Below are 24799 nucleotides of genomic sequence, written 5' to 3'. Positions count from 1 at the left end.
CAACCTCGGTGTGTCGGCGCGGCCTTGGGCCACGGAGCGGCACTGGAACTAGTTGGATATCTCGCGGACCCTGCGCGACGCGTATGTCTGCCGCGCGATCTTCGAAGACCTCATGGAGTCGGGGGGCGATCCGTCCGATGATCGGAGGGACCTGGCCACTTCCCGTACTCCGTCGTTGGGACGGACGATAGCAGTCCGTCAGGAGGGTATAAACACCGCCCCCTCGCGAGGGGGACAGCCGGCCCCCGTCACGGTTGACGCCCCGATTTGGGCTTCTCGTCACGGGATTCGGGCTCGACGTAGTAGATCTTCGCCTTCATGGCGCCGCGCACCTGGAAGCCTGTCCAGATCAGCGCGCAGCCGAGCAGCGTGAAGCCGAACACCTTGGTGTCGAAGAGCGTGGTGTGTTTGAAGAGCGCCAGGACGACCGCCACCGCGAAGATCTGCGTCGTGTAGACCATGAGCGCCGCGGCCATCATGATCTGCGGGTTGTTCCTGGTGAGCCGGTCGAGCGCGACCTGGCCGAAGCTGAAGAAGGCCATCACGAGCAGCGTCGCGAGGACCGCGCCGATCAACCCCTTGGTCCCCACGACCGCGAAAGAGATCACGGCAGCAATCACGCCGGCGACCGCAGTGGGGATTGCGGCGCCGCGGATGATCCGGGCGTCGTGGGACGGCATGTCGGCAACTCCGGCGGCATGTCGAGTACGGGGGGACGGGCGCGGGGGCGCGGTGGTGACACCGCACCGAGAACCACGGCCGCGGGCCGGCCGACGACGGCGAGCCCGTCGAGGGAGACAGACCACGGCGGAGGCTCTCCGCCTGTGAGGTCTTTCGGCGTGTTCTCGGTACTCGTGAACGGTATCACAAACTATTTGATGAGAGCTTTACCATGAACGTGTGGTACCTGTCACACCGACGGCCCAACGGTGCCGCCGTACGGGTGAACGTTCTTGACGGCCGGTCAGCTCAACCGTCAGTGCTTGGTGCGGCCCCGAGGTCCGGCCGCGGTGGCGCCGGTGCCCAGCCGCCCCAGCAGCGCCTTGTCGGCGGCCGACAGTTCGGCCATGGCGGGCGCCTGGGCGTTCTCCACCTGCTCCTCGGCGGCCGGTGCGTCGCCCGTCCGCGCGGCGGCCCCCACGGCCTCGGCGGCCTCCGCCGCCGGCACGGCGGCGGCCTCCCGCTCCTTGCGGTAGCGCGGCGGGACGATGGCCTGGACGGCGCGCGGCGCGTGCGGCTTGAAGCGCGGCATCAGCAGCACCACCAGGCCGACCAGGCAGAGCCCGGCGAAGGTGAGCACCACGGTGCGGCCGGTGTTGGTGACCGAGAAGGCCACCGTGCCGAAGGCGATCAGCGCGGCCCAGAAGTACATGATCAGCACGGCCCGGCTGTGCGAGTGCCCGACCAGCAGCAGCCGGTGGTGCAGGTGCTGCTTGTCGGCGGCGAACGGCGACTTGCCGGCCCAGGTGCGGCGCACCACCGCGAGCAGCAGGTCGGCCAGCGGCAGGGCGATGACGGTGAGCGGCAGCAGCAGCGGGATGTAGGTGGGCACCAGGGCGTGCACGGTGGCGGTCTGCGAACCCGCACGGGCGGCGACGAGGTCGGGGTCGACGCGCCCGGTGATCGAGATCGCGGCGACGGCGAGCATCAGGCCGAGCATCATCGAGCCGGAGTCGCCCATGAAGATCCGCGCCGGGTGCAGGTTGTGCGGCAGGAAGCCCAGGCACATGCCGATCAGCACGGCGCTGAACAGCACGGCCGGGGCGGCGTCGTTGACGCCGTACCCGATCCACAGCCGGTAGGAGTACAGGAAGAAGGCGATCGCCGCGATGCAGACCATGCCCGCGGCCAGGCCGTCCAGGCCGTCGATGAAGTTCACCGCGTTGACCATGACGACGACCAGCGCCACCGAGATGATCATGCCCTGGGTCGGGGTGACCGCGACCGGGCCGACGCCGGGCACCGGGATCGAGATGACCGTCACACCCTGCCAGACCATCACACCCGCGGCGATCATCTGCCCGCCGAGCTTCACCAGGGCGTCCACGCCCCACTTGTCGTCCAGCACGCCGAGGATCCACATGATCCCGGCTCCGGAGAGCAGCGCCCGCACGTCCGCGCTCTGGATGAAGAGCCGGCCGAGGGTGGTGAGCTGCGAGGCGACCAGCAGGCCCGCGCAGAGGCCGCCGAACATGGCGATGCCGCCGAGGCGCGGGGTCGGCTCACGGTGCACGTCGCGGGCCCGGACGGGCGGCATGGCGCCGGCCACGATCGCGAACTTCCGCACCGGGCTGACCAGCAGATAGGTCACGGCCGCGGTGACGAACAGCACCAGGAGATACTCACGCACCACTGACCTCCTGCGTCACGGTCCGACGGATGAGTACGGAGGGTACTCCCGGGAGTGTCCGGGATTCGAGGTGCGTCGCCACGGTCACACCTTATTGAGTGGGACGGGCGAGGTGTGCACCGCGGTTCTCCCTGCGGCCCCCGAACCGTCCACGGCCCCGTCCGCGCCATTCTCCACGGCTCCGGCCGCGGATCCGACCACGGCCCCGGCGGCGGGCTCAGCGGCGGTCCGCGTACGCCCGGGCCAGCTCCCGGATCCGGCCGGTGATCCGGGCGTCCGGGCCGCCGCGCAGCAGCGCGCCGATCAGGTCGCCCAGCTCCCCCATCTCCTCGGGCCGCATGCCCTGCGCGGCGACCGCGCCGGTGCCGAGCCGGATCCCGGAGGACTCGGCGGCCGGCACCGGGTCGTACGGCAGCGCGCACTTGCCGAGCATCAGCCCGGCGGCGGCGCAGCGGCGCTCGGCCTCGACGCCGGTGATGTCGAGCGGGCCGACGTCGGCGGTGACGAGGTGGGTGTCGGTGCCGCCGGTCAACGGCCGGGCGCCGTGGCCGGCCAGCCCGGCGGCCAGGGCCCGGGCTCCGTCGACGGCGCGCCGGACGTAGCCCGCGAAGGCCTCGGAGCCCGCCTCGGCGAGCGCCACGGCCTTGCCCGCCACCTCGTTCATGGCGGCGCCGCCCTGGGTGAACGGGAACACCGCGCGGTCGATCCGGTCGGCGAGTTCGGCGGTGCACAGCAGCAGCCCGCCGCGCGGGCCGCGCATCAGCTTGTGGGTGGCGGCCACCGTGACGTCCGCGTAGGGCACCGGGGAGGGTGCCACCCCGGCCGCGACGAGGCCGGTGACCTGCGCGGCGGAGGCGATCAGGTAGGCGTCGACCTCGTCGGCGATCGCGCGGAACGCCGCCCAGTCGAGGTGGCGCGGGTAGGAGATGCCGCCGGCGATGATCGCCTTGGGGCGGTGCCGGTGGGCCAGTTCGCGGACCTGGTCGAGGTCGACCAGGCCGTCCGCCTCGCGGACTCCGTAGCCGACGAAGTCGAACCAGCGGCCGGAGAAGTTGGCGCGCGACCCGCAGCTGAGGTGTCCGCCGTGCTCCAGCGACATGGCGAGCACCGTGTCACCGGGCCGCAGCAGCGCCGCGTAGGCGGCGAGCATCGCCGAGGTGGCGGAGCGGGGCTGGACGTTGGCGTGCGGCGCGGCGAACAGCTGCCGGGCGCGGTCGACCGCGAGCAGTTCGGCGGTGTCGGCGAGCGCGCAGCCGGTGTGGTGGCGGCGGCCCGGGTACCCCTCGGCGTACTTGTCGACGAGCGGGCCGCCGAGCGCGGCGAGCACGGCCGGGCTGGTGAGGTTCTCGCCGGCGAGCAGCTGGAGGCTCTCCGCGCGTCGCTCGGCCTCGGCGGCCAGCAGGTCGGCGATCAGCGGGTCCGCGCGGCGCAGCGCCTCGGCGGGCTCCCAACGGGGCGTACGGCCGCCCGCGGCGGCCTGGGGGTGGTCGGGGCGTGCACGGTGTCGGCGACGGACATGGCGGTGCTCCCGGGCTGCGGCGGGCTGGGTCCCTCCAGCGTAGGTCGGGGCGGTGGCCGGGGCCCGCTCGCGCGGCCGGTCGGGCGTCCGTCAATGCGTGCGCGGGCGGCGCTCACCGACCGGGCACCGGGCCGTCACCATCCCTCCACGCAACTCCCGTCAGTCCCCCACCGGTGCCGCGCCCGCCCGGGGGCACCGTGGCCCCGCACGCCGTCACCCGTCCCGTACGCCCCACCCGGCCGGTCACGGCCGCCCGGGCACGCCCGTCAGTGCGGTGACCACCGGGTCCAGCGCCCCGAATATCTCCTCGCCGCAGTTGCGGAACATCCCGATCGGGGCGCCGTACGGGTCGTCCACCTCGTCCGACTCGGGCGAGGCCGCCAACAGCCAGCCGCGGAGCGCGGCGGCGGAGCGGACGAGGGCGCGGGCCCGCTCGGGCAGCCGGGCGCCGTCCAGCGGGTCGGGCAGGGTGCTGGGCTCGATCCGGCGGACGAGGCGGGTGAACTCCTTCAGGGTGAAGGTGCGCAGCCCGGCCTTGTGGCCCATCGAGATGACCTGGGCCCGGTGGTCCAGCGTCGCGGTGAGCACCAGGTCGGCGTCGATGACGTGCTCGTCGAGCAGTTCCCGCCCGGCGAAGCCGGCGCTGTCGACGCCGTACTCGCCCAGCACGGTCGCCGCGTGCGCCTCCATCGGCGCGCCCTCGTGGCCCCAGGTGCCGGCGCTCTCGACGACGAACCGCTCGGCGCGGGCGCCGAGACGGGTGTCCAGCTCATGCCGGGTGAGCCGCTCGGCGATGGGCGAGCGGCACACGTTGCCGGTACAGACGAACAGGATCCGGAAGGCGTCCACCGGGCGCGGCGACAGCGCCGCGTACGGGGCCGCCCCGGGGCCCGCGGCGTGCAGCGACGCAGCGGTCAACTGCCGGCCTCCAGGTCCGGGACGACCTCCCTCAGCTGCTCGACGCTGATCGCGCCGGCCCGCAGCACCACGGGGGTCTTGCCGGTGACGTCGACGATGGTGGAGGCCGTGGCGTGGTCGGCGCGGCCGCCGTCCAGGTAGACCGAGATGCTGTCGCCGAGCTGGGACTCGGCGTCGTCGCAGGTGGCCGGGGAGGGGCCGCCGGTCTTGTTGGCGCTGGAGACGGCGAGCGGGCCGGTGGCGTTCAGCAACTCCAGGGCGACCGGGTGCAGCGGCATCCGGACGGCGACGGTGCCGCGGGTCTCGCCGAGGTCCCAGCGCAGCGACGGCTGGTGCCGGGCGACCAGGGTGAGGCCGCCGGGCCAGAAGGCGTCGACGAGCTCCCACGCCTGCTCGGAGAAGTCGGTGACCAGGCCGTGCAGCGTGGTCGGCGAGCCGACCAGCACCGGGGACGGCATGTTGCGGCCCCGGCCCTTGGCGTCCAGCAGCGCGGCCACCGCCTCCGGGGAGAAGGCGTCGGCGCCGACCCCGTACAGGGTGTCGGTCGGCAGCACGACGAGTTCGCCGCGGCGGATCGCGGAGGCGGCCTCGCGCAGCCCGGTGGCGCGGTCCCCGGTATCGGCACAGTCGTAGCGGCGGCTCATCGGTGGCGTCCCCTTCCGGATGTCACAGTGAAGTCAGAGCGAAGCGCGTCGGGCCGTCGCGAAGCGCGGCCGGTTGTTGAGGTCGCGGTGGTCGGCGGCGTCCGTCCAGCCGCCCTCCTCGCGGAAGATCCACGGCACCTGGCCGCCCTGGGTGTCGGCGTGCTCGACCACGACCGCGCCGCCGGGCCGCAGCAGCCGGGCGGCGACCCGCTCGATGCCGCGGATGGTGTCCAGGCCGTCCTCGCCGGAGAACAGCGACATCTGCGGGTCGTGGTCGCGGGCCTCGGGCGCCACGTACTCCCACTCGGTGAGCGGGATGTACGGCGGGTTGCTGATCACCAGGTCGAAGCGGCCGTCCCAGCCCGGCTCGCCCTCGAAGGCGCGGGTGGCGTCGCCCTCGTGGAGGGTGACCCGGGCCCGGTCGGGGCTGGCGGCGATGTTGCGGCGGGTGTAGGCCAGCGCGCCCTCGTCGAGCTCGAAGGCGTGCACGGTGGAGCGGGGCAGCTCCTGCGCGAGGGCGAGCGCGATCGCGCCGGAGCCGGTGCACAGGTCGACGACCAGCGGCTCGGCGACGTCCATGTCGCGGACGGCGTTTATGGCCCACTCGACGACCGATTCGGTCTCCGGGCGGGGCACGAACACGCCGGGGCCGACCTCCAGCTCCAGGTAGCGGAAGAACGCCCGCCCGGTGATGTGTTGGAGCGGCTCGCGGGCCTCGCGGCGGGAGATCGCCTCCCAGTAGCGGGCGTCGAAGTCGGCGTCGGCCACGGTGTGGAGCTGGCTGCGCTTGACGTTGTGGATGTACGCCGCGAGTTCCTCCGCGTCGAAGCGCGGCGACGGCACGCCGGCCGCGGCCAACCGCTGGGTGGCCTGGGCCACCTCGGCGAGCAGCAGGTTCATCCGACCCGACCCCTCAGTGCTCAGTTGTCCTGGGCGGCGGCCAGTTTGGCCGCTGCGTCGGCGTCCACGCAGGACTGGATCACCGCGTTCAGGTCGCCGTCCAGGACCTGGTCCAGGTTGTACGACTTGTAGCCGGTGCGGTGGTCCGAGATGCGGTTCTCCGGGAAGTTGTACGTGCGGATGCGCTCCGAGCGGTCCACCGTGCGGACCTGGCTGCGGCGCGCGTCCGAGGCCTCCCGCTCGGCCTCCTCCTGGGCGGCGGCCAGCAGCCGCGACCGCAGGATGCGCATCGCCGACTCCTTGTTCTGGAGCTGGCTCTTCTCGTTCTGGCAGGAGGCCACGATACCGGTCGGCAGGTGGGTGATCCGGACGGCCGAGTCGGTGGTGTTGACCGACTGCCCGCCGGGGCCGGACGAGCGGTACACGTCGATCCGCAGGTCGTTGGCGTGGATCTCCACCTCGACCTCCTCGGCCTCCGGGGTGACCAGCACGCCGGCGGCGGAGGTGTGGATCCGGCCCTGCGACTCGGTGGCCGGCACGCGCTGCACGCGGTGCACGCCGCCCTCGTACTTGAGGCGGGCCCAGACGCCCTGGCCGGGCTCGGTGGCCCCGCGGGTCTTCACGGCGACCGAGACGTCCTTGTAGCCGCCGAGGTCCGACTCGTTGGCGTCGATGAGCTCGGTCTTCCAGCCCGCCCGCTCGGCGAAGCGCAGGTACATCCGGAGCAGGTCGCCGGCGAACAGCGCGGACTCCTCGCCGCCCTCGCCGGCCTTGACCTCCAGGATGACGTCCTTGTCGTCATTGGGGTCGCGCGGCACCAGCAGCAGCCGCAGCTCCTCCGTCAGCTCGTCGCGGCGGGCCTCGGCGGCCTTGGCCTCGGCGTGGAAGTCCGGGTCCTCGGCGGCGAACTCACGGGCGGCCTCGATGTCCTCGCCGGCCTGCCGCCAGGCGCGGTAGACGGTGGTGATCGGGGTCAGCTCGGCGTAGCGCTTGGCGAGCTTGCGGGCGTTGGCCTGGTCGGCGTGGACCGCCGGGTCGGCCAGCCGCATCTCGAGGGCGGCGTGCTCGACGAGGAGCTCTTCGACTGCCTCGAACATCGGATGGGCCTACTTCCCGTGAGTGGCGGTGTGGGGGTGGAGATGCGAACGGCGCCGGCCCGACGCCCCCGCGGTACCGCGGGGACGCCGAGACCGGCGCCGTGGAAGCGCTAGGCCTTGCCGCCGCTGAGCTTCTTGCCGAAGCGGGCCTCGAAGCGCGCCACGCGGCCACCGGTGTCCATGATCTTCTGCTTGCCGGTGTAGAAGGGGTGGCACGCCGAGCAGACCTCGGCGCGGATCTCGCCACCGGTCTCGGTCGAGCGGGTGGTGAACTCGTTACCGCAGGTGCAGGTCACCTTGGTCACGACATACTCGGGGTGAACGTTGGGCTTCAAGGGTCTCTCCTAGGTTTCGGGAGGGCACCGGGTCGGCGGCAGGCAGCCGCGCGTGAACCGGGACCGACGGACCAGTCTGCCAGCACTGGCCGCTTCTTCCCAAACCGGGTGGCGGGCGACGCTATTCCCGTGGCCGCCCGCGCTCACCCGTGACCGGCGGCGCGCGCCGCGGAGGGCGAGGCGCCGCCGTCGGCCGGGTTGGTGGGCTGCTCCGACAGGACGGACTGCGGCACCGGCTGATCGGCCTGCAGGGCCGTCCACAGCGCGGCCGCCTGGGCCTTCTGCGGCACCACCCGGTTGGGGTCGGAGGGGGCGGTGACCACCGGCAGGGTGACCATCGTCATCTGGTCCGGGCCGACCGCCTTGATGGTGTTGGCCAGGCCGACGAGCGAGCTGACCGAGGCGAGGTCGGAGTCGGTGGTCATCGACCGGGTGAGCTTGTCGGCGACCGACCACATGCGGGCCGGGTTGGCGGTCAGGCCGATCGATCCGACCTGCCGCATGATCGACTTCACCATCTGCTTCTGCAGCTCGATCCGGCCGAGGTCGCTGCCGTTGCCGATGGCGTGCCGGGTGCGGACGAAGGCCAGGGCCTGGGCGCCGCCGAGGTGATGCGTCCCGGCCGGCAGCCGCAGCCCGCTGTCCTGGTCGGAGATGGGGACGGTGGTGGTGACGTCGACGCCTCCGATGGAGTCGATCATCGAGGCGAAGCCGGCGAAGTCGACCTGGACGTAGTGGTCCATCCGCATCCCGGTGAGCTGCTCGGTGGTCTTCACCGCGCAGGCCGGCCCGCCGACCTCGAACGCCGAGTTGTACATCACGCTGCGGGCCGCGGGCACGGCGGTGCCGTCCGGGGCGGTGCAGGCGGGCCGGGAGACCAGCGTGTCGCGGGGGATGCTGACCACCGACGCGTGGGCGTGGTCGTGGTCGATGTGCACCACCATCGCGGTGTCCGAGCGGGCACTGTCGCCGGTGTCGCCGCCCGCCAGCGAGCCGTTGGAGCCCGCCCGGGAGTCCGAGCCGAGCACCAGCACGTTGAAGGCGCCGCCGGTGGAGGCGGGCGGCCGCCCGGTGCCCAGCTGGGCGTCGATGTCCACGCTGCGGATGTTGCCGTTCAGCCGCCAGTACGCGTACCCGGCCGCACCGGCCCCCAGCAGGAGCAGTCCGGCCAGGGCGTACAGCGCGATGCGCAGGCCGCGGTGGCGGCTGCGGTTCGTGCGGTTCGTACGCCGATCGGACATGGCATCCCATTTCTGCTCGAACGGGTCATTCGAGCATAAGGCGGGTCCGTGAGGGCGGCCGATCGGGCGGCTGAAGGCCGGATGAGAAAGGGCCGGGCCCCGGCCGCGGTGCGGTCGGGGCCCGGTCACGGCAGCCTCGGTCAGTCGCCGGAGCCCGGCGCCGTCTTGGCGATCTGCATGAGGAACTCGGCGTTGCTGCCGGTCTTCTTCATGCGGTCCAGCAGCAGCTCGATGGCCTGCTGCTGGTCCAGGGCGTGCAGCACCCGGCGGAGCTTCCAGACGATCGCGAGCTCCTCGTTGCCGAGCAGGATCTCCTCCTTGCGGGTGGAGGACGCGTCGACGTCCACCGCCGGGAAGATCCGCTTGTCGGAGAGCTTGCGGTCGAGCTTGAGCTCCATGTTGCCGGTGCCCTTGAACTCCTCGAACACCACCTCGTCGGCGCGGGAGCCGGTCTCCACCAGGGCGGTGGCGAGGATGGTGAGCGAGCCGCCGTTCTCGATGTTGCGCGCGGCGCCGAAGAACTTCTTCGGCGGGTAGAGCGCGGTCGAGTCGACACCACCGGACAGGATGCGGCCGGAGGCGGGCGCGGCCAGGTTGTAGGCACGGCCCAGACGGGTGATGGAGTCCAGCAGGATCACCACGTCGTGGCCCAGCTCCACCAGGCGCTTGGCACGCTCGATGGCGAGCTCGGCGACGGTGGTGTGGTCCTCGGCCGGCCGGTCGAAGGTCGAGGAGATGACCTCGCCCTTGACCGAGCGCTGCATGTCGGTGACCTCTTCCGGACGCTCGTCGACCAGGACGACCATCAGGTGGCACTCGGGGTTGTTGTGGGTGATCGCGTTGGCGATCGCCTGCATGATCATCGTCTTGCCGGTCTTCGGCGGGGCGACGATCAGACCGCGCTGGCCCTTGCCGATCGGCGACACGAGGTCGATGATCCGCGTGGTCAGGATGCCCGGGTCGGTCTCCAGGCGCAGGCGCTCCTGCGGGTACAGCGGGGTGAGCTTGCCGAACTCGGGGCGGTTGCGGCCGCCGTCCGGGTCCATGCCGTTGACGGAGTCCAGCCGCACCATGGCGTTGAACTTCTCGCGGCGCTCGCCGTCGCGGGGCTGGCGCACCGCACCGGTGATGGCGTCACCCTTGCGCAGGCCGTGCTTGCGGACCTGGGCGAGCGAGACGTAGACGTCGTTCTGGCCCGGCAGGTAGCCGGACGTCCGGACGAACGCGTAGTTGTCGAGGATGTCGAGGATGCCCGCGACGGGGATCAGGACGTCGTCCTCGCCGATCTGCGGCTCCGGAGCCGCGCCCTCGAAGCCCTCACGGCGGCTGCCACGCCCGCGGCGGTCGCGGTAACGGCCCCGGCGGCCGCGGCGGCCGTCGCCGAACTCGTCGTCGTCGTAGGCGCCGCCGGCCTGCTGCTGCTGCCCGGCGGGCTGGCTCTGACGGCCGGCCTGGCCGGCGTCCTGCTGGGTGCCGGTCTGCTGCTGGCCCTGGCCGCCCTGACCGCCCTGGCGGTCGGTGCGGTCGCGGTCGCGGCGGTTGCGGCGGTCGCGGCGCGACTCGCGGCCGTCCGCGTCCTGCGCCTCGGCGGTCTCGGTGCGCTCGCCGCCCTCGCGGCGGTCGCGGCGGTCCCGCCGGTCGCGGCGCTCGGTGCGCTCGCCACCCTCGAAGCCGCGCGGCTCGGCGGTCTTGCTGTCGGCCTTGGCCTCGGCGACCACGGTGCCGGCCGCGTCCGCGGCCTCGGCGACGGGTGCGCCGGCGGCCGAGGTGGCGCGGCGGCGGGTGCGCTCGGCACGGGCCGGAGCGGCGGTCTCGGCGGCGGCCTGGACCGGGATCTCGATCTGGGCCTGCGCCTCGGCCGGAGCCTCGGCGGCGGCGGCGGTGGCCGTGGCGCGGGTGCGGCGGGCGGGCTTCTCCGCGGCGGCGGGTGCCTCCTCGGCGGGCGCGGCCTTGGCCGCGGCGCGCTTGGCGGCCGGGGCGGGCGCGGAGCCGCCGGCGAGCAGCGGGTCGCCGCCGTTCTTCTCCTTGATCGCCTCGATGAGCTGGCTCTTGCGCATCCGTCCGGTACCGCTGATGCCCAGCCCCGTGGCGAGCTTCTGGAGCTCGGCCAGGACGAGGCCGTCGAGGCCGGCGGCGGCGCTGCGACGGCGCTTGGCCGGCGCCGCGGGGGCGGCGGCTGCGTCCGACGCATCGGCGTCCGGGCGCGCGCCCATCAGATCGGTGGTGTCGCTCACTAAGGGTCCTTCCCTGGAGCGGACGTCGGCCTGTCTGGCTCGGCGACCGGTTGTGCTGTCCTGACCAACGCCGAATCACGCTGGTCCGAGGCGGTTGTCCCCCGAAAGGCTGAGCCGATCGGGAGGAGCGCTGCGATGTGCGGTGCACTGTGGTGCGAAGTGGCGCGACGGGCCGGTCTCGTACCGGCGTCGCTGCCTTGCGGTTCCCGGGCCCCGTCGCGCGGCGGTCCCCGGGCTCCGCCCGCCCGTACCTCAGTCGGGAGGCCGCGGGTGGGAGTCAGGTGCCGTCACGGCTTCGGGATGCGCCCCAATCGCGCAGGCAGGCTGCGTACGCGCTGTGGTGGGCTCCCGGAGAATCGTGGTCCCGTACTTCCGGACCCCGTGCGAACGGAGTGTCGGGATCGGGACGTGGCGCACCGGATCCCGATGGGCATCTGGTGCAGCAATGAGGTTAACACTACCGACCCCCTGACACATTCCCCAGCCCTGTTCTTGTCAATCGTTTCCATCCACGCGGGTAGGCCCGGAACCGGGCCGCTCAGCCGTCCAGCGGCAGCACGCTGGCACCGGTGCGGTCCAGTCGGAGCCGGTGGGCGGCGAATTCCGGTCCGGCGAGCTGCCGGACCTTGTCGGCGGACGCCTCGTCGGTGAGCGCCAGCACCGTCGGGCCGGCGCCGGAGATGACGGCCGGGACGCCGTGCGAGCGCAGTGCGGCGACCAGCGCGGCGCTGTCGGGCATCGCCGAGGCGCGGTAGTCCTGGTGGAGCCGGTCCTCGGTCGCGGTGAGCAGCAGCTCGGGGCGGCGGGTGAGGGCCTCGACCATCAGCGCGGCACGGCCGGCGTTGACGGCGGCGTCGGCCAGCGGGACGGTCTTCGGCAGCAGGCCGCGGGCGGTCTCCGTGAGCACCTCGGTGGCCGGGACGAAGACGACCGGGACGACCTGCTCGGACGGGTCGAGCACGATGGTGCGGGCGCCGTCCTCGGCCGTCCACGCCACCGTGAAGTTGCCGCGCAGACAGGCGGCGACGTTGTCGGGGTGGCCCTCGATCTCGGAGGCGAGGGCGAGCAGGGCGTCGTCGTCGAGCGCGGTGGCGCCGCCGATGGTGACCGCCCGGGCGGCCACGATGCCCGCGCAGATCGCGGCCGAGGACGAGCCGAGGCCGCGGCCGTGCGGTATCCGGTTGGCGCAGACGACCTCCAGGCCGCGCGGCTGGCCGCCGAGCCGGTCGAAGGCGGCCCGCATGGAGCGGACCACCAGGTGGCGCTCGTCCCGGGCGAGGGTGTCGGCACCCTCGCCGGCGATGTCCACGGTGAGCCCGGAGTCGGCGACCCGGACGACGATGTCGTCGTACAGGCCCAGGGCGAGTCCGAAGGCGTCGAAGCCGGGGCCGAGGTTGGCGCTGGTCGCGGGGACTCGCACCCGGACGGCGGCGGCACGGAACGCAGGACCGGCCATTGCGGTGGACTCTCCTGGGGAGTGAGGGCTGCCCGGTGGGGTGGGGCCAGCAGTGGTACGGCGGCGGGACCCAGGAACACGGGACCCGGCGGATCGGGCGTCTGCGCGGGAAGGCGCGGCCCGTCGGAAACTAGACTATCGAAGAGAGGTTCCACAGCGGTACACCCCGCTCCCCTTCGATCTGCCGTGTTGCCCTTTCTGGCCGGAAACCGTGCGGAAAAGAAGGGGGAAATCAGCGGCGAACCGACACGTAAGTGTCATACGACGACGGCGGCGGGCCGAACCCCCGAAAGGGTCGGCCCGCCGCCGGGCGCGCGCTGAACGACCGTCAGTCGAGCAGGCCGAGACGGTGCGCGGCGGCCTCCGCGTCGACCGGGACGATGTCGGGGCGCTGCGGGGCGCCGGCCACCGCCCAGTCCGGGTCCTTCAGGCCGTTGCCGGTGACGGTGCAGACGATCCGCTGACCCGGGTCGACCAGGCCGGCCTCCGCCTTGGCCAGCAGGCCGGCCACGCCGGCCGCCGAGGACGGCTCCACGAAGACGCCCTCCTGCGAGGCCAGCAGGCGGTAGGCGGACAGGATTTGACGGTCGGTCACCTTGTCGATGAGACCGCCCGACTCGTCCCGCGCGGCGACCGCGAAGTCCCACGAGGCGGGGTTGCCGATCCGGATCGCGGTCGCCAGCGTCTCCGGCTTGAGCACCGGGGCGCCGTCCACGATCGGGGCCGCACCGGCCGCCTGGAATCCCCACATCTGCGGCTTGCGCGTGGACAGGCCGTCGGCGGCGTACTCGCGGTAGCCCCGCCAGTAGGCGGTGATGTTGCCCGCGTTGCCGACCGGCAGGATGTGGATGTCGGGGGCGTCGCCGAGCATGTCGACGATCTCGAACGCGGCGGTCTTCTGGCCCTCGATGCGCACCGGGTTCACCGAGTTGACCAGCGCCACCGGGTACTTGTCGGACAGGTCGCGGGCGAGCGTGAGGCAGTCGTCGAAGTTGCCCTCGACCTGGAGGATCCGGGCACCGTGCACGATGGCCTGGCCCATCTTGCCGAGGGCGATCTTGCCCTGCGGCACCAGCACCGCCGGCACCATTCCGGCGCGGACCGCGTACGCGGCGGCGGAGGCCGAGGTGTTGCCGGTGGAGGCGCAGATGACGGCCTGGGCGCCCTCCTCCTTGGCCTTGGAGATGGCCATCGTCATCCCGCGGTCCTTGAAGGAGCCGGTCGGGTTGGCGCCCTCGACCTTGAGGTAGACCTCGCAGCCGGTCCGCTCGGAGAGCACCTGCGCGGGGACGAGCGGCGTGCCGCCCTCCAGCAGGGTGACCACGGGGGTGGCGTCGCTGACCGGCAGCCGGTCGCGGTACTCCTCGATGAGGCCGCGCCACTGGTGGGTGCGCGCGCCTGCGGCGATCACTGCGTTCATGGCTCTTCCTACTCCCCTTCGACCCGCATGATGCTGGCCACGTCGCGCACGCTGTCCAGCGCGCGCAGCTTGTCGACCGTCGCCGACAGCGCGGCGTCGGTGGCGCGGTGGGTGACCACGACGAGCGAGGCGTCGCCGTCGCGGCCCTGCTGGCGCACGGTGTCGATGGAGACGCCGTGCTCGGCGAAGACGGACGCGACCTGGGCGAGCACGCCGGCACGGTCGTCCACGTCCAGGCTGACGTGGTAGCGGGTGACGACCTCGTCCATCGGCATGGCGGGCAGCTGCGTGTAGACGGAGTCGCCGGGGCCGGTGGCGCCGTTGATCCGGTTGCGACAGACCGCGACCAGGTCGCCGAGGACCGCGGAGGCGGTCGGCGAGCCGCCCGCACCCGGGCCGTAGAACATCAGCCGGCCGGCCGCCTCGGCCTCCACGAACACCGCGTTGTAGGCCTCGCGGACGGAGGCGAGCGGGTGCGAGAGGGGGATCATCGCCGGGTGCACCCGGGCGGTGACCGAGGCGCCGTCGGCGGCCCGCTCGCAGATCGCCAGCAGCTTGACCACGCAGCCCATCTGCTGGGCGGAGGCGATGTCGGCGGCGGTGACCTCGGTGATGCCCTCGCGGTAGACCTCGGCCGCGGTGACCCGGGTGTGGAAGGCGATGCCAGCCAGGATCGCGGCCTTGGCGGCGGCGTCGAAGCCCTCGACGTCCGCGGTCGGGTCGGCCTCGGCGTAGCCCAGCGCGGTGGCCTCCTCCAGCGCCTCGGAGTACCCGGCGCCGGTCGAGTCCATCTTGTCGAGGATGAAGTTGGTGGTGCCGTTGACGATGCCGAGCACCCGGTTCACCTTGTCGCCCGCGAGGACTCGCGCAGCGGGCGGATCAGCGGGATCGCGCCGGCCACCGCGGCCTCGTAGTACAGGTCGACGCCGGCCTCGGCGGCGGCGGTGTGCAGCTCGGCGCCGTCCTTGGCGAGCAGCGCCTTGTTGGCGGAGACCACCGCGGCACCGTTGCGGAAGGCGGAGAGGATGAGGTGTTTGGACGGCTCGATGCCGCCGACCACCTCGACCACCACGTCGATGTCGCCGCGGTTGACCAGGGCCTCGGCGTCGGTGGTGAGCAGGTGCTCGGGCACCCCGGGCCGCGGCCGGCCGGCCCGGCGCACGGCGATCCCGGCGAGTTCGACGGGGGCACCGATCCGCGCGGCGAGGTCGTCGGCCGTCGTCGTCATGATGCGCGCCACCTCGGAGCCCACCACACCACAGCCCAGCAACGCCACCTTCAGCGGGCGCGTACGCATCATCCGACTCCGCTCTGCATTCTCGGTCTCCGCCGGGCAATTCCGGATGCCCGACGGTATTCGGTCCCTACCAGTCTCCGGGACTTTCCGCACGGATCTACGGCCGGTCCACGTTCTGAGACAAGAATTTCGTCAGCCGATATCGAGACGCAGGAGATCCTCCTCCGTCTCGCGCCTGACGATCACCCGGGCTGCACCGTCGACGACGGCGAGCACGGGAGGCTTGAGTGCGTGGTTGTAGTTGCTCGCCATCGAGCGGCAGTACGCCCCGGTGGCCGGCACCGCGATCAGGTCGCCCGGCGCCAGGTCGGCGGGCAGGAAGGCGTCACGGACCACGATGTCGCCGGACTCGCAGTGCTTGCCCACCACGCGGACCAGCATCGGCTCGGCGTCGCTCGTCCGGGAGACCAGCGCCACCGAGTACTCGGCGTCGTACAGCGCGGTGCGGATGTTGTCCGACATGCCGCCGTCGACGCTCACGTAGGTGCGCAGGCCGTCCAGCACCTTGACCGTGCCCACCTCGTACAGGGTGAAGGTGGTCGGGCCGACGATCGCCCGGCCCGGCTCCACGCTGAGCCGCGGCGGCGTGAGGTCGGCGGCGGCGCACTCGCGCCGGACGATCTCGGCCAGCGAAACGGCGATCTCGGCCGGCTCCCGGGGGTCGTCCTCGCTGGTGTACGCAATGCCGAGGCCGCCGCCGAGGTCGATCTCGGGGAGCTCGACACCGTGCTCGTCGCGGATCTCGGCCAGCAGCCCGACCACCCGGCGGGCGGCGACCTCGAAGCCCGCGGTGTCGAAGATCTGCGAGCCGATGTGCGAGTGGATGCCGCGCAGCTCCAGGCCCGGACGGGCCAGCACCCGGCGCACCGCCTCCGCGGCCGCGCCGCCGGACAGCGACAGGCCGAACTTCTGGTCCTCGTGGGCGGTCGCGATGAACTCGTGGGTGTGCGCCTCGACGCCCACGGTGATCCGGATCAGCACCGGCTGCCGCACGCCCTGGGCGTCGGCGATCGCGGCGAGCCGCTCGATCTCCTGGTACGAGTCGACCACGATGTGCCCGACACCGGCCTTCACGGCCTGCTCCAGCTCCTGCACCGACTTGTTGTTGCCGTGCAGGGCGATCCGCTCCCCCGGCATCCCGGCGGCCAGTGCGACGTGCAGCTCGCCGGAGCTGCACACGTCGACATTCAGGCCCTCCTCGTGCAGCCAGCGCACGACCGCCTTGGAGAGGAAGGCCTTGCCCGCGTAGTACACGTCGGCGTTCGCGCCGAAGGCGTCCCGCCAGGCGCGCGCCCGGGAGCGGAAGTCCGCCTCGTCCATCACGTACGCCGGGGTGCCGAACTCCTCGGCCAGCTCCCGCACATCACGCCCGCCGACGGTCACCGCGCCGTCCGCGCCGCGGGTCACGGTGCGGGACCACACCTTGGGGTCGAGCGCGTTCAGGTCGCTCGGCGGGGCCTGGTAGTGGCCCTCGGGCAGCACGTCGCCGTGGCGGGGGCCTGCGGGGTGGGCGGAGCGGCTCATCTTCTTCGCTTCCTTGCCGTGCGGGGCTGGTGCCGTGCGGGGCTCATATGCCGTGCGGGGCTTGTGCCGTACGGGGTTTATGGCGAGGGGCGGTGGGCGGTCTCCGTCGACCGCCCACCGCCCCTCGCCGTACGCATGGGGGTCGTGCTCTTACATCCGCTCGGGCGCCGAGACGCCCAGCAGCGTCAGCCCGTTGGCGATCACCGTGCGCGTGGCGTCGGCGAGCCAGAGGCGCGCGTGCGTGAGGTCGGTGACCTCCTCGTCGCCCTTGGGCAGGATCTGGCAGTTGTCGTAGAACCGGTGGTAGTCGCGGGCGACCTCCTCCAGGTACCGCGCCACGTGGTGCGGCTCGCGCAGCTCGCCGGCCTTGGCCAGCACCCGCGGGAACTCGCCGAGCTGGCCGAGCAGGTCGGACTCCCACTCGGTGGCGAGCAGCTCCGGTTTGAAGTCGTCGGACCGGGTGATCCCGAGGTCCACGGCCTTGCGCGCGACGCCGCACATCCGGGTGTGCGCGTACTGGACGTAGAAGACCGGGTTCTCGTTGGTCTGGCTGGTCAGCACGTTGATGTCGAGCGTGATCGTGGAGTCGGTCGAGGAGCGGGCCAGGGTGTAGCGGGCCGCGTCCACGCCGATCCAGTCGACGACGTCGTCGATCGTGATGATGTTGCCGGCCCGCTTGGACATCCGGACCTCTTCGCCGTCGCGAAGCATCTTCACGAACTGGCCGATCTTGACCTCGATGTTGCGGTCCATGTCGTCGCCGGCGCAGGCAACGATGGCCTTCAGCCGGTTGACGTAGCCGTGGTGGTCCGCGCCGAGCATGTAGACGGAGACCTCGGCACCGCGGTCCCGCTTGCTCAGGTAGTACGCGGCGTCGGCGGCGAAGTAGGTGGTCTCGCCGTCGGCCTTGATCAGGACGCGGTCCTTGTCGTCGCCGAAGTCGGTGGTGCGCAGCCAGATCGCACCGTCCTCGTCGAAGACGTGGCCCTGCGTGCGCAGCCGGCCGATGGCCTCCTCGACGGCGCCGGAGTCGTGCAGCGACTTCTCCGAGAACCAGGTGTCGAAGTGCACGCCGAACTCGCTCATGGACCGCTGGATCTCGGTGACCATGAGGCTCAGGCCCTCGGTGCGGAAGACCTCCAGCTGCTCGGCCTCGGGGAGGTCGAGCACGCCGGGGACGCCCTCGGTGATGGCCTTGGCGATGTCGACGATGTACTCGCCGACGTAGCCGTCCTTCGGGACCTCCCGGCCGTTCGCGGCGGCCTGCAGCGACGCGGCGAACTTGGAGATCTGCACGCCGGCGTCGTTCAGGTAGTACTCGGTGGTGACCTCGGCGCCGGTCGCCTTGAGGATCCGGGCGAGCGAGTCGCCGACGGCCGCCCAGCGGACGCCGCCGATGTGGATCGGGCCGGTCGGGTTCGCCGAGACGAACTCCAGGTTGATCCTGAGGCCCTTGAGCGCCTCGTTCCGGCCGTACGCCTCGCCGGCCGTGACGATGCTGCGGGCCAACTCGCCCTGGGTGGCGGTGTCCAGGGTGATGTTCAGGAAGCCGGGGCCGGCGATGTCGACCTTGGCGACGCCAGTGATCCCTCGCAGGCGGGCGGCCAGCAGTTCCGCGACGGCTCGCGGCGGCCGACCGGCCGGCTTCGCGAGCTGGAGGGCCACGTTGGTGGCGTAGTCGCCGTGGTCCCTGTTCTTGGGTCGCTCGATCGTCACGTGCTCGGGCACGGCGACGGTCAGCTCGCCCGCCTCGACGGCGGCGCTCACTGCGACCTGGACTGCCTGGGAAAGCTCTGCGGGTGTCACGACGCCAAGCGTAGGCGAGAGGTGGCGGGCCTCCGCCACTCGGTTTACCCGTTGAGACGCATTACGCCAGGGAGCGGGACGGTTACGGACGCCGTGTTCGCCCAGAGCGGAATCCGCACGGCCACTCCGGGGTGCCGCCCGAGCGGGGGCCGGGACTCAGGAGGCCCCGAAGGTGAGGCCCGGGCCGCGCGCGGCACCGTCGGCCGGGGCCGTCCAGCCGGCGCCCGGCACCAGCAGCCGTCGCACCAGCGCCACCAGGTCGGCCGGATCGAACGGCTTCGCGAGATAGCCGTCCACCCCGACCGACTCCCCGCGGTCCAGATCCGCCGGGGTGCAGGCACTGACAATGGCGATCGGCAGGTGGCTGGTCTCGGGGGCCGCGCGGAGGCGGGCCGCCGTCCGCAGGCCGTCCAGCCGTGGCATCACCACGTCCAGCGTCACCACGTCGGGGCGCACCCGGCGGACGACCTCCAGGCACTCGGCACCGTCGGCGGCGGTGACCACCTCGAAGCCCTCGAGCTCCAGGTTCACTCTGATCAGCTGGCGGATCACCTCGCTGTCGTCCACCACGAGGACCCGCCCGGTCGTTCCCGGCACATCACCGAGGGTAGCCGCGCCCCCACCGCCCCGTCCGGCCTTTCCCGACTTCGCCCGCCGCACCGCCCCGCGCACCACCCCGCCGCACCCGCGCAAACCCGTGCACGGATCACGCCACGGGCCTGGTAGTGTTCTCCACGTCGCAGCAAGTCAGCGACGGCCGACAGGCCCCCGTAGCTCAGGGGATAGAGCACCGCCCTCCGGAGGCGGGTGCGCAGGTTCGAATCCTGCCGGGGGCACTTCGCAAGAAGTGCAACAAAGGCCCAGCTCAGCGGATCACCTCCGCCAAGCTGGGCCTTCGTCATGTCCGGGGCCTCTTAAGGCTTGTGCCAGTTACGTGCCAGATGCCTCCGGCGCACCATCCGGTGGCGGGCTCTCCTTCTCCCTTCTGGCGCGCCTGCCACCCCGCCCCCGCGCCTTGCGGATCGCCGTCTCCATCCCGCCGGCGATGAGCAGGTCCCGCTCTCCCCGCATGTGCTGGTAGCGCAAGGCGGCGTCCATCGTCGAGTGGCCCATACGGTGCATCAGTTCCCTTGTGCTGGCGCCGGTGTCGGCTGCCAGGGTGTTACCGGTGTGGCGGAGATCATGGAACCGGATGCTGTCGGCGCCGGACTCCTCCATGGCCCGACTCCAATCGACTCCCGACTTCCGGAGCGCAGTTGTCCACACGCTGTGGAAATTGCTGCGCCGCAGCTTCCCGCCCCTCGGCCCGACGAAGACCAGGCCGGCCGGACCGTCCTCGCCGAACCACCGCAGGTGCTCGGAGAGCTCGGCCACGATCGAGACCGGGAAGGCCACCGGCCGCACGCCCGCCTCGCTCTTGGGCTTCTTGATCTTCAGGGCGCCGGTCTGGAGCTCTGCCTGCGCCCGGCGGACGCGGATGATGCCCTTCTCCAGGTCGACGTCCCGGCGCTGGAGCGCGGCGAATTCGCCGAAGCGGAGCGTAGAGAAGGCCGCCATGAGCACCAGGGCCCGGTACCGCGGGTCGATCGCCTCGGCCACCGCGTAGACCTCCGGCACGGTGAGCACCGGCCGCTCCGCCGAGTCCTCGTCCGCGGCCCCCTTGATGCGGCAGGGGTTCCGGGTGATCAGCCCGTCGTCCACGGCCGTGTAGAGGATCGCCCGCAGCACGCGGTAGGACTTGGCCACGGTCGCGGAGCCGACGTCCTCGTCCAAGAGGCCACTCCGCCAGCTCCTCACCCGCGCGGACGTGAGGTCGGCGACCGGACCAGCTCCGAACGCCGGCTTGATGTAGAGCCGCAGGACACCCTCGTACCGCTCCAGGGTCCGGTCCGCGAGCCCGCGCTCCTTGAGCCAGGCATCCGCGAACTCGCCGAAGTTGACCTTCCCGGCGTCCGGATCGACCCACTTGCCCCGTTTGAGGTCGGCCTCGATCAGGGTCAGCGCCACCTCGGCGTCCGTCTTGGTCGGGTAGGTCTCCTCCCCGGCCGGAGCAGGCCGGTCTCCGGGTCCGGGTACCGAATCTGCCACCGGCCGGAGCGCAGCTGCCGGAGGGCGCCGAAGCGCCGGCGGGTCCCCTTGTCGTTGGCCATCAGGCTGCCCTCCGCAGGTGGCCCCGCCGCACGGTGACCGGCTGGACGGTGCGGGCGGCCAGGAACTCGGCGAGCACCGAGGCCCGGATCCGGACGTGTCGGCCGACCTTGACGAAGGCGATGCGGCGCTCGGCGATGAGCCGCCGCGGGAAGCGCTCGGTGGTGCCGAGGAGGTCGGCGACCTGGGCGACGGTGAGGAGCGGGTCGGGCGGGGTCATGCTGCCTTCCTTTCGGGTGCGGTGGACGGGAGGGGCGTGCCCTCCGCGAGGGTGAGGGCCTGGTCGAGGGCCTGGCGCCAGCGGACGCGTTCGGCGACGGCGCGCAGGAGGCGGGTGGCGAGGGGTGTCGCGTCGGGATCGCCGGGGCGGACGAGGGCCCAGAGGTAGCGGGTGGGGTCGGGCTTGGCGGCGGTGTCGCCGAGGACGTCGAGGACCCAGGCGCGGCGTTCAGCCCGGTGGTCGGTAAGGGTCTTGCCGGACCACTTGCGGGAGACCAGGACCCGGCGACCCCCGTAGCCGAGGTGTTCGCGCTTGTGGGCCCGGGCGCGGCAGTTGCCGGCGTGGAGTCCGGGGTGGGCGCCGCGCGGCTGGATGCCGTAGAGCAGCCAGTTGGCGCAGGTCGGCGAGCAGGGCTCCCAACGGAGTTCGGCGGCGAGGCGGTCGATGTGGTCGGCCTCGGTGGCGCTGGTGGCGCTGTGGCACTCGGCGACGGACTTGGTCAGGTACTTGGTGAGGTAACGGATGCAGCGGCCGGCCTGGTCGGAGCCGACGAGGACGCCTTGGGCGTTGAGCTGGGGGCCGAAGCGGACGACGTGCAGCGGTTCGGTGTCCGGGTCCTGGTCGAGGCCGTCGAGGGCCTTCTCCCAGGTGGGGAGCGGTGCGCCGGTGGCCGGGTCGGTGAAGGCGCCGAGTTCCGGCTCCCACATCGGGGCCGTGTCCGGGGTGTAGCGGGGTCGGTCGGCGGACGGCCACCAGACCTGGTGGTAGGTGGCGGCGACGACCTGTCGCAGTTCAGCGCGCGAGATGGTGCCGCGCAGGGCGAGGTGCAGGTGCGGGGCAAGGCGGCGCTGCGGTTCGACGACGGCGAAGTACTGGACGTCGTAGCCGACGAAGCGGCGGAGGTTCTGGACGAACCGGTCGATGAGCTTGGGGAAGTGGAGCGCGTCCCGGGCGGCCCGGCGGTAGTCGTAGCTCGCCGGGTCGGCCGGGGTGCCGTCGCTGCGGACCCGCCCGTAGGAGGGCAGGGTCAGGGTGAGGAAGAGCGAGGGACGGAAGGTCTTGCCGTCCGGGGTGGCGTACGCCTTGCCGAGGGTGCGGGCCTCGACCGGGCGGCGCGGTAGGTCGGGGGTGTCCTGGCGGCGGCGGGTGGAGCGGACGCGCCGGGCCGCGGTGGCGGGTTCGAGGGTGCCGCGGACACCGGAGTCGGCGAGCTGTTCGTCGACCTCGACGAGGACGGCGGCCAGGTCCTCGGCGTCCGGGCCGCCGGCCTCGGCGTGAGCCTTGGTCAGGTCGGCCCGGAGTCCGGTGAGGAAGAGCTGTTCGTCGGTGGCGGGGTCCGCTTCGAGGGCCGGTTCCTCGGTGAGGTGCCAGCCCTCGCGGCACTGGACGGCCCGCAGGCGGCGCTTGCGTTCGGCGCAGGTCGGGCACTGGCTTGCGCGGGTGGAGCCGCAGGGGATGTCGATGACCTCGGTCTGGCCGGTGAGGACGTCGGTGCGGCGGACGGCCACTGGGCGGACGCAGACGCCGTGTTCCTCGGCGACGGTGCGGAGCACGTCCCGGGCCAGCGGCATGCGGGCCCGTTCGGCGCGGGTTGTGCCGGTCATCGGCTCTCGTCCCGGTAGCAGAAGGCGAACAGGGCCTCCATCAGCCGGACGAGGTCGCGGCCGGCGCTGATGGGCGGGTATCCGGCGTCCTCGATGCGGCGGGCGACGTCGAAGAGCAGGCCGCGGGTGAAGCGAGGGTCCTCGCCGGTCTCCGGCTGGGGGACGGGGTAGTGGGCCGCGCTGGGGAGGCGGTCGTCGGGCATGGCGGTACCTCCGGTCGAGGAGCGGTTCAGGGGTGGACAGCGGCGAAGGACTTCGCCAGCCAGGCGAGTAGGGCGCGGATCAGGGAGGCGGCGCCGGTGTCGGCGAGGAGGAAGCCGAAGGCCCCGCAGAGGAGGAGGTCGGTCGCCTTGAGGGCCTTGTGCCGGAGCAGGACGACGATGAGGGCGCCGAGGAGCAGGACGAGGGAGCCGGTGAGGATCACGGCCGGTCACCACCTTCCGGGTTGTTGTCGAGGGGGCTAGACACCACGTAGATGGACCGGTCCGGGCCGAACTGCGAGACGAGCGCGCTGATCTCGGCGTCGGGGACGTAGGCGGCGCGGACGCGGACGGGTTCCGGCTGGCCCTCGTTGCGGACGTAGCCGACGCCGGCCCCTGTGTGCGGGTCGGGCGAGATCAGGTCGGCGTACGCGCCGCGGTCCCGGGCACCGGAGCCGAGGACCATGTCGACCTGCGCCGCTTCGTCCATCCGCAGGGCGACCCGGTCGGGGAAGAGGTTGCGGAGGTTGATGACCTCCTTGCGCGGGTCCTGGAGGGCGCCGACGAGGCAGAAGCCGACCGAGCGCCCCTGGCTGGTCAGGGTGGCGATGGCCGCCTCGGCGCGGCGGCGGAGGTCCCGGTCGGGCTGGTAGGCGGTGAGGAAGGCGAGTTCGTCGACCAGGACGACGACGAACGGGGAGTCGGGGGTCGGGGTGTGCGAGCGGACGCGGCCGGCGAAGGAGCGGGCCCGTTCCTGCATCCGCTCGACGGCGTCCTCCAGAAGCTCGACCATCCGCTCCGGGTCGCTGGCGTACTTGGCGAAGAGGCCGACCCCGAAGGAGAGTTCCATCCGCTTCGGGTCCAGGGCCCAGATCTGCACCAGCCCGGCCGCCACGGCGGGCAGTAGCTTCCGGACGATCCCCCACAGGACCGAGCCCTTGCCGGCCCCGGTGACCCCGGCCACCAGGACGTGCGTGCCGTGCAGCCGAAGACGCCACGGGGATCCGTCCTCGCGGGTGCCGATCTCTACCGACGCCCACCCGGCCGACGCGCCCACCGGTTCGGCCGCAGCGCCCTCTCCTCCCCCACCTCGACGGCCAGCAGTGCCGCCCGACGCGAGAGCCGAAGGACGGCGACCAGCCCCCGGAAGCTCCAGCGCCGAAGCCGCCCAGGCCGACGCGGCAGCCGTGCGAGCCCGCCGAGCAAGCGCCCGGAGGTGAAATCGGGCCCGGCGGACGAGGGTGGCGAGCCCGTCCCACCATCCCCGCAGCCGCTTGCCGAGAGGCGGACGGGTGACGGTCGGCGCGGTCCGGCCGGCGCTGGTGAAGGGTTCGGCGAGCGGGTCGACCGTCCAGGCCCGCAGGACGACGACGCCGCGCCGCGGACTGGCCACCTCGACCCGGTGGACCCGCCAGGCGTGGGCGATGCCCTGCGCGTGCTGCGCGACCTGGTCCGGCACCTGACCGGGCAGCAGGCCGATCAGGACATCCAGCCCGCCCGGATGGCGCCGGACGCGGGCGATGCGCGGCCAGACGTACTCGTACGGGGCATCGAAGCGCGGCAACGGCGCCTGCTGCCAGAGCCCGAGGGCGTACGTCAGGTCCGGCCAGCCGCGCCGGATGCGCGAACGCAGCGACTTCGCCCGGTAGACCAGCACGCCGGCCGGGCCGGCCACGCAGAGCGCGAGGACCAGGACGCCGCCAAGGGAGCCGAGGTGGGCGACGGCGGTGGAGTAGACGAGCCAGACAGCGGCCACCAGGAGGACGGCCGTCTTGAGCTTGGGGTGGATGGACTTGGACATGGTTGTTCACCTCTTTCTCGTTGCGGAGGGATCGGGTACTGGCCCGGCGTACGGCGCGGCCGAGGGCGGTCGCACGCCGGGCCCG

21 protein-coding genes, 1 tRNA gene and 1 pseudogene are annotated in these 24799 nt (G+C 72.6%); 1 reads left to right on the top strand and 22 read right to left on the bottom strand.

The genetic code is table 11. From position 1 onward, the window contains the following. Positions 1–248 precede the first annotated feature (248 nt). From ABEB13_RS25955 to ABEB13_RS25880, 16 genes and pseudogenes are all read right to left on the bottom strand, one after another. Entirely contained in the window at positions 249–680 is a 432-nt protein-coding gene (locus tag ABEB13_RS25955) for a Cg1360 family ATP-synthase-associated protein (RefSeq protein ID WP_100888523.1), read from the bottom strand. A 296-nt stretch (positions 681–976) separates the two neighbouring features. Further along, positions 977–2350: an MraY family glycosyltransferase gene (locus ABEB13_RS25950; RefSeq protein ID WP_345707415.1), complete on the bottom strand. Its 1374-nt coding sequence runs from the start codon at positions 2348–2350 to the stop codon at positions 977–979. Positions 2351–2567: 217 nt separating this feature from the next. Beyond that, positions 2568–3782 carry a serine hydroxymethyltransferase gene (locus tag ABEB13_RS25945; RefSeq protein ID WP_345709823.1) on the bottom strand — a complete coding sequence of 405 codons (1215 nt, stop codon included), beginning with the start codon at positions 3780–3782 and terminating at the stop codon, positions 2568–2570. Positions 3783–4112: 330 nt separating this feature from the next. Then, positions 4113–4733 carry an arsenate reductase/protein-tyrosine-phosphatase family protein gene (locus ABEB13_RS25940; protein ID WP_345709822.1) on the bottom strand — a complete coding sequence of 207 codons (621 nt, stop codon included), beginning with the start codon at positions 4731–4733 and terminating at the stop codon, positions 4113–4115. A 50-nt stretch (positions 4734–4783) separates the two neighbouring features. Continuing rightward, positions 4784–5431: an L-threonylcarbamoyladenylate synthase gene (locus ABEB13_RS25935; protein ID WP_345707414.1), complete on the bottom strand. Its 648-nt coding sequence runs from the start codon at positions 5429–5431 to the stop codon at positions 4784–4786. Between the two features lie 33 nt (positions 5432–5464). Beyond that, positions 5465–6331, bottom strand: coding sequence for a peptide chain release factor N(5)-glutamine methyltransferase (gene prmC / locus ABEB13_RS25930; protein ID WP_100888527.1), 867 nt, complete (start codon positions 6329–6331; stop codon positions 5465–5467). A 20-nt stretch (positions 6332–6351) separates the two neighbouring features. Then, entirely contained in the window at positions 6352–7428 is a 1077-nt protein-coding gene (prfA, locus tag ABEB13_RS25925; protein ID WP_345707413.1) for a peptide chain release factor 1, read from the bottom strand. 110 nt (positions 7429–7538) lie between these two features. Then, positions 7539–7763: a 50S ribosomal protein L31 gene (gene rpmE, locus ABEB13_RS25920; RefSeq protein ID WP_100888529.1), complete on the bottom strand. Its 225-nt coding sequence runs from the start codon at positions 7761–7763 to the stop codon at positions 7539–7541. Between the two features lie 143 nt (positions 7764–7906). Beyond that, positions 7907–9004, bottom strand: a complete 1098-nt coding sequence (locus ABEB13_RS25915; RefSeq protein ID WP_345707412.1) for an LCP family protein — start codon at positions 9002–9004, stop codon at positions 7907–7909. A gap of 140 nt (positions 9005–9144) precedes the next feature. Next, on the bottom strand, positions 9145–11238 hold the full coding sequence (gene rho / locus ABEB13_RS25910) for a transcription termination factor Rho (protein ID WP_345707411.1): 2094 nt from the start codon (positions 11236–11238) through the stop codon (positions 9145–9147). 538 nt (positions 11239–11776) lie between these two features. Beyond that, positions 11777–12694, bottom strand: coding sequence for a homoserine kinase (thrB, locus tag ABEB13_RS25905; protein ID WP_345707410.1), 918 nt, complete (start codon positions 12692–12694; stop codon positions 11777–11779). 328 nt (positions 12695–13022) lie between these two features. Continuing rightward, positions 13023–14114 carry a threonine synthase gene (gene thrC, locus ABEB13_RS25900; protein WP_345707409.1) on the bottom strand — a complete coding sequence of 364 codons (1092 nt, stop codon included), beginning with the start codon at positions 14112–14114 and terminating at the stop codon, positions 13023–13025. Between the two features lie 8 nt (positions 14115–14122). Then, positions 14123–15414, bottom strand: a pseudogene (locus ABEB13_RS25895) (homoserine dehydrogenase). A 129-nt stretch (positions 15415–15543) separates the two neighbouring features. Beyond that, positions 15544–16935, bottom strand: a complete 1392-nt coding sequence (lysA, locus tag ABEB13_RS25890) for a diaminopimelate decarboxylase (RefSeq protein WP_345707408.1) — start codon at positions 16933–16935, stop codon at positions 15544–15546. Positions 16936–17085: 150 nt separating this feature from the next. Next, complete coding sequence (gene argS, locus ABEB13_RS25885) at positions 17086–18741, bottom strand: arginine--tRNA ligase (protein WP_345707407.1); 1656 nt, start codon at positions 18739–18741, stop codon at positions 17086–17088. A 156-nt stretch (positions 18742–18897) separates the two neighbouring features. After that, positions 18898–19338, bottom strand: a complete 441-nt coding sequence (locus ABEB13_RS25880) for a response regulator (RefSeq protein WP_345707406.1) — start codon at positions 19336–19338, stop codon at positions 18898–18900. 167 nt (positions 19339–19505) lie between these two features. Here ABEB13_RS25880 and ABEB13_RS25875 point away from each other — a divergent pair. Then, positions 19506–19577: transfer RNA gene (locus ABEB13_RS25875), tRNA-Arg, on the top strand. A 94-nt stretch (positions 19578–19671) separates the two neighbouring features. Here the strand turns inward: ABEB13_RS25875 and ABEB13_RS25870 are convergent. From ABEB13_RS25870 to ABEB13_RS25845, 6 genes are all read right to left on the bottom strand, one after another. Further along, positions 19672–20829: a tyrosine-type recombinase/integrase gene (locus tag ABEB13_RS25870; protein WP_345707405.1), complete on the bottom strand. Its 1158-nt coding sequence runs from the start codon at positions 20827–20829 to the stop codon at positions 19672–19674. Between the two features lie 61 nt (positions 20830–20890). Then, on the bottom strand, positions 20891–21109 hold the full coding sequence (locus tag ABEB13_RS25865) for an excisionase family DNA-binding protein (protein WP_345707404.1): 219 nt from the start codon (positions 21107–21109) through the stop codon (positions 20891–20893). Then, positions 21106–22713: a replication initiator gene (locus ABEB13_RS25860; protein WP_345707403.1), complete on the bottom strand. Its 1608-nt coding sequence runs from the start codon at positions 22711–22713 to the stop codon at positions 21106–21108. The genes ABEB13_RS25865 and ABEB13_RS25860 overlap by 4 nt, the downstream gene beginning before the upstream one ends. Next, on the bottom strand, positions 22710–22916 hold the full coding sequence (locus ABEB13_RS25855) for a hypothetical protein (RefSeq protein ID WP_345707402.1): 207 nt from the start codon (positions 22914–22916) through the stop codon (positions 22710–22712). Before ABEB13_RS25855 ends, ABEB13_RS25860 begins: the two co-directional genes overlap by 4 nt. Positions 22917–22942: 26 nt before the next feature. Continuing rightward, positions 22943–23137: a hypothetical protein gene (locus ABEB13_RS25850; RefSeq protein WP_345707401.1), complete on the bottom strand. Its 195-nt coding sequence runs from the start codon at positions 23135–23137 to the stop codon at positions 22943–22945. After that, positions 23134–24714, bottom strand: coding sequence for an FtsK/SpoIIIE domain-containing protein (locus ABEB13_RS25845; RefSeq protein WP_345707400.1), 1581 nt, complete (start codon positions 24712–24714; stop codon positions 23134–23136). Before ABEB13_RS25845 ends, ABEB13_RS25850 begins: the two co-directional genes overlap by 4 nt. Positions 24715–24799 lie beyond the last annotated feature (85 nt).

This window comes from Kitasatospora paranensis (genome assembly GCF_039544005.1).
GTDB classification, from domain to species: domain Bacteria; phylum Actinomycetota; class Actinomycetes; order Streptomycetales; family Streptomycetaceae; genus Kitasatospora; species Kitasatospora paranensis.
The sequence above is the reverse complement of the archived record's forward strand: the minus strand, read 5'-3'. Positions and strand labels throughout refer to the sequence as shown.

Excerpts from the sequence above, each read along its gene's own strand:
- ABEB13_RS25865 (WP_345707404.1), bottom strand. The coding sequence starts at position 21,109 with ATGACCCCGCCCGACCCGCTCCTCACCGTCGCCCAGGTCGCCGACCTC.
- ABEB13_RS25860 (WP_345707403.1), bottom strand. The coding sequence starts at position 22,713 with ATGACCGGCACAACCCGCGCCGAACGGGCCCGCATGCCGCTGGCCCGG.
- prfA (WP_345707413.1), bottom strand. The coding sequence starts at position 7,428 with ATGTTCGAGGCAGTCGAAGAGCTCCTCGTCGAGCACGCCGCCCTCGAG.
- ABEB13_RS25935 (WP_345707414.1), bottom strand. The coding sequence starts at position 5,431 with ATGAGCCGCCGCTACGACTGTGCCGATACCGGGGACCGCGCCACCGGG.
- prmC (WP_100888527.1), bottom strand. The coding sequence starts at position 6,331 with ATGAACCTGCTGCTCGCCGAGGTGGCCCAGGCCACCCAGCGGTTGGCC.
- thrB (WP_345707410.1), bottom strand. The coding sequence starts at position 12,694 with ATGGCCGGTCCTGCGTTCCGTGCCGCCGCCGTCCGGGTGCGAGTCCCC.
- ABEB13_RS25845 (WP_345707400.1), bottom strand. The coding sequence starts at position 24,714 with ATGTCCAAGTCCATCCACCCCAAGCTCAAGACGGCCGTCCTCCTGGTG.
- thrC (WP_345707409.1), bottom strand. The coding sequence starts at position 14,114 with ATGAACGCAGTGATCGCCGCAGGCGCGCGCACCCACCAGTGGCGCGGC.
- lysA (WP_345707408.1), bottom strand. The coding sequence starts at position 16,935 with ATGAGCCGCTCCGCCCACCCCGCAGGCCCCCGCCACGGCGACGTGCTG.
- ABEB13_RS25855 (WP_345707402.1), bottom strand. The coding sequence starts at position 22,916 with ATGCCCGACGACCGCCTCCCCAGCGCGGCCCACTACCCCGTCCCCCAG.
- ABEB13_RS25955 (WP_100888523.1), bottom strand. The coding sequence starts at position 680 with ATGCCGTCCCACGACGCCCGGATCATCCGCGGCGCCGCAATCCCCACT.
- ABEB13_RS25915 (WP_345707412.1), bottom strand. The coding sequence starts at position 9,004 with ATGTCCGATCGGCGTACGAACCGCACGAACCGCAGCCGCCACCGCGGC.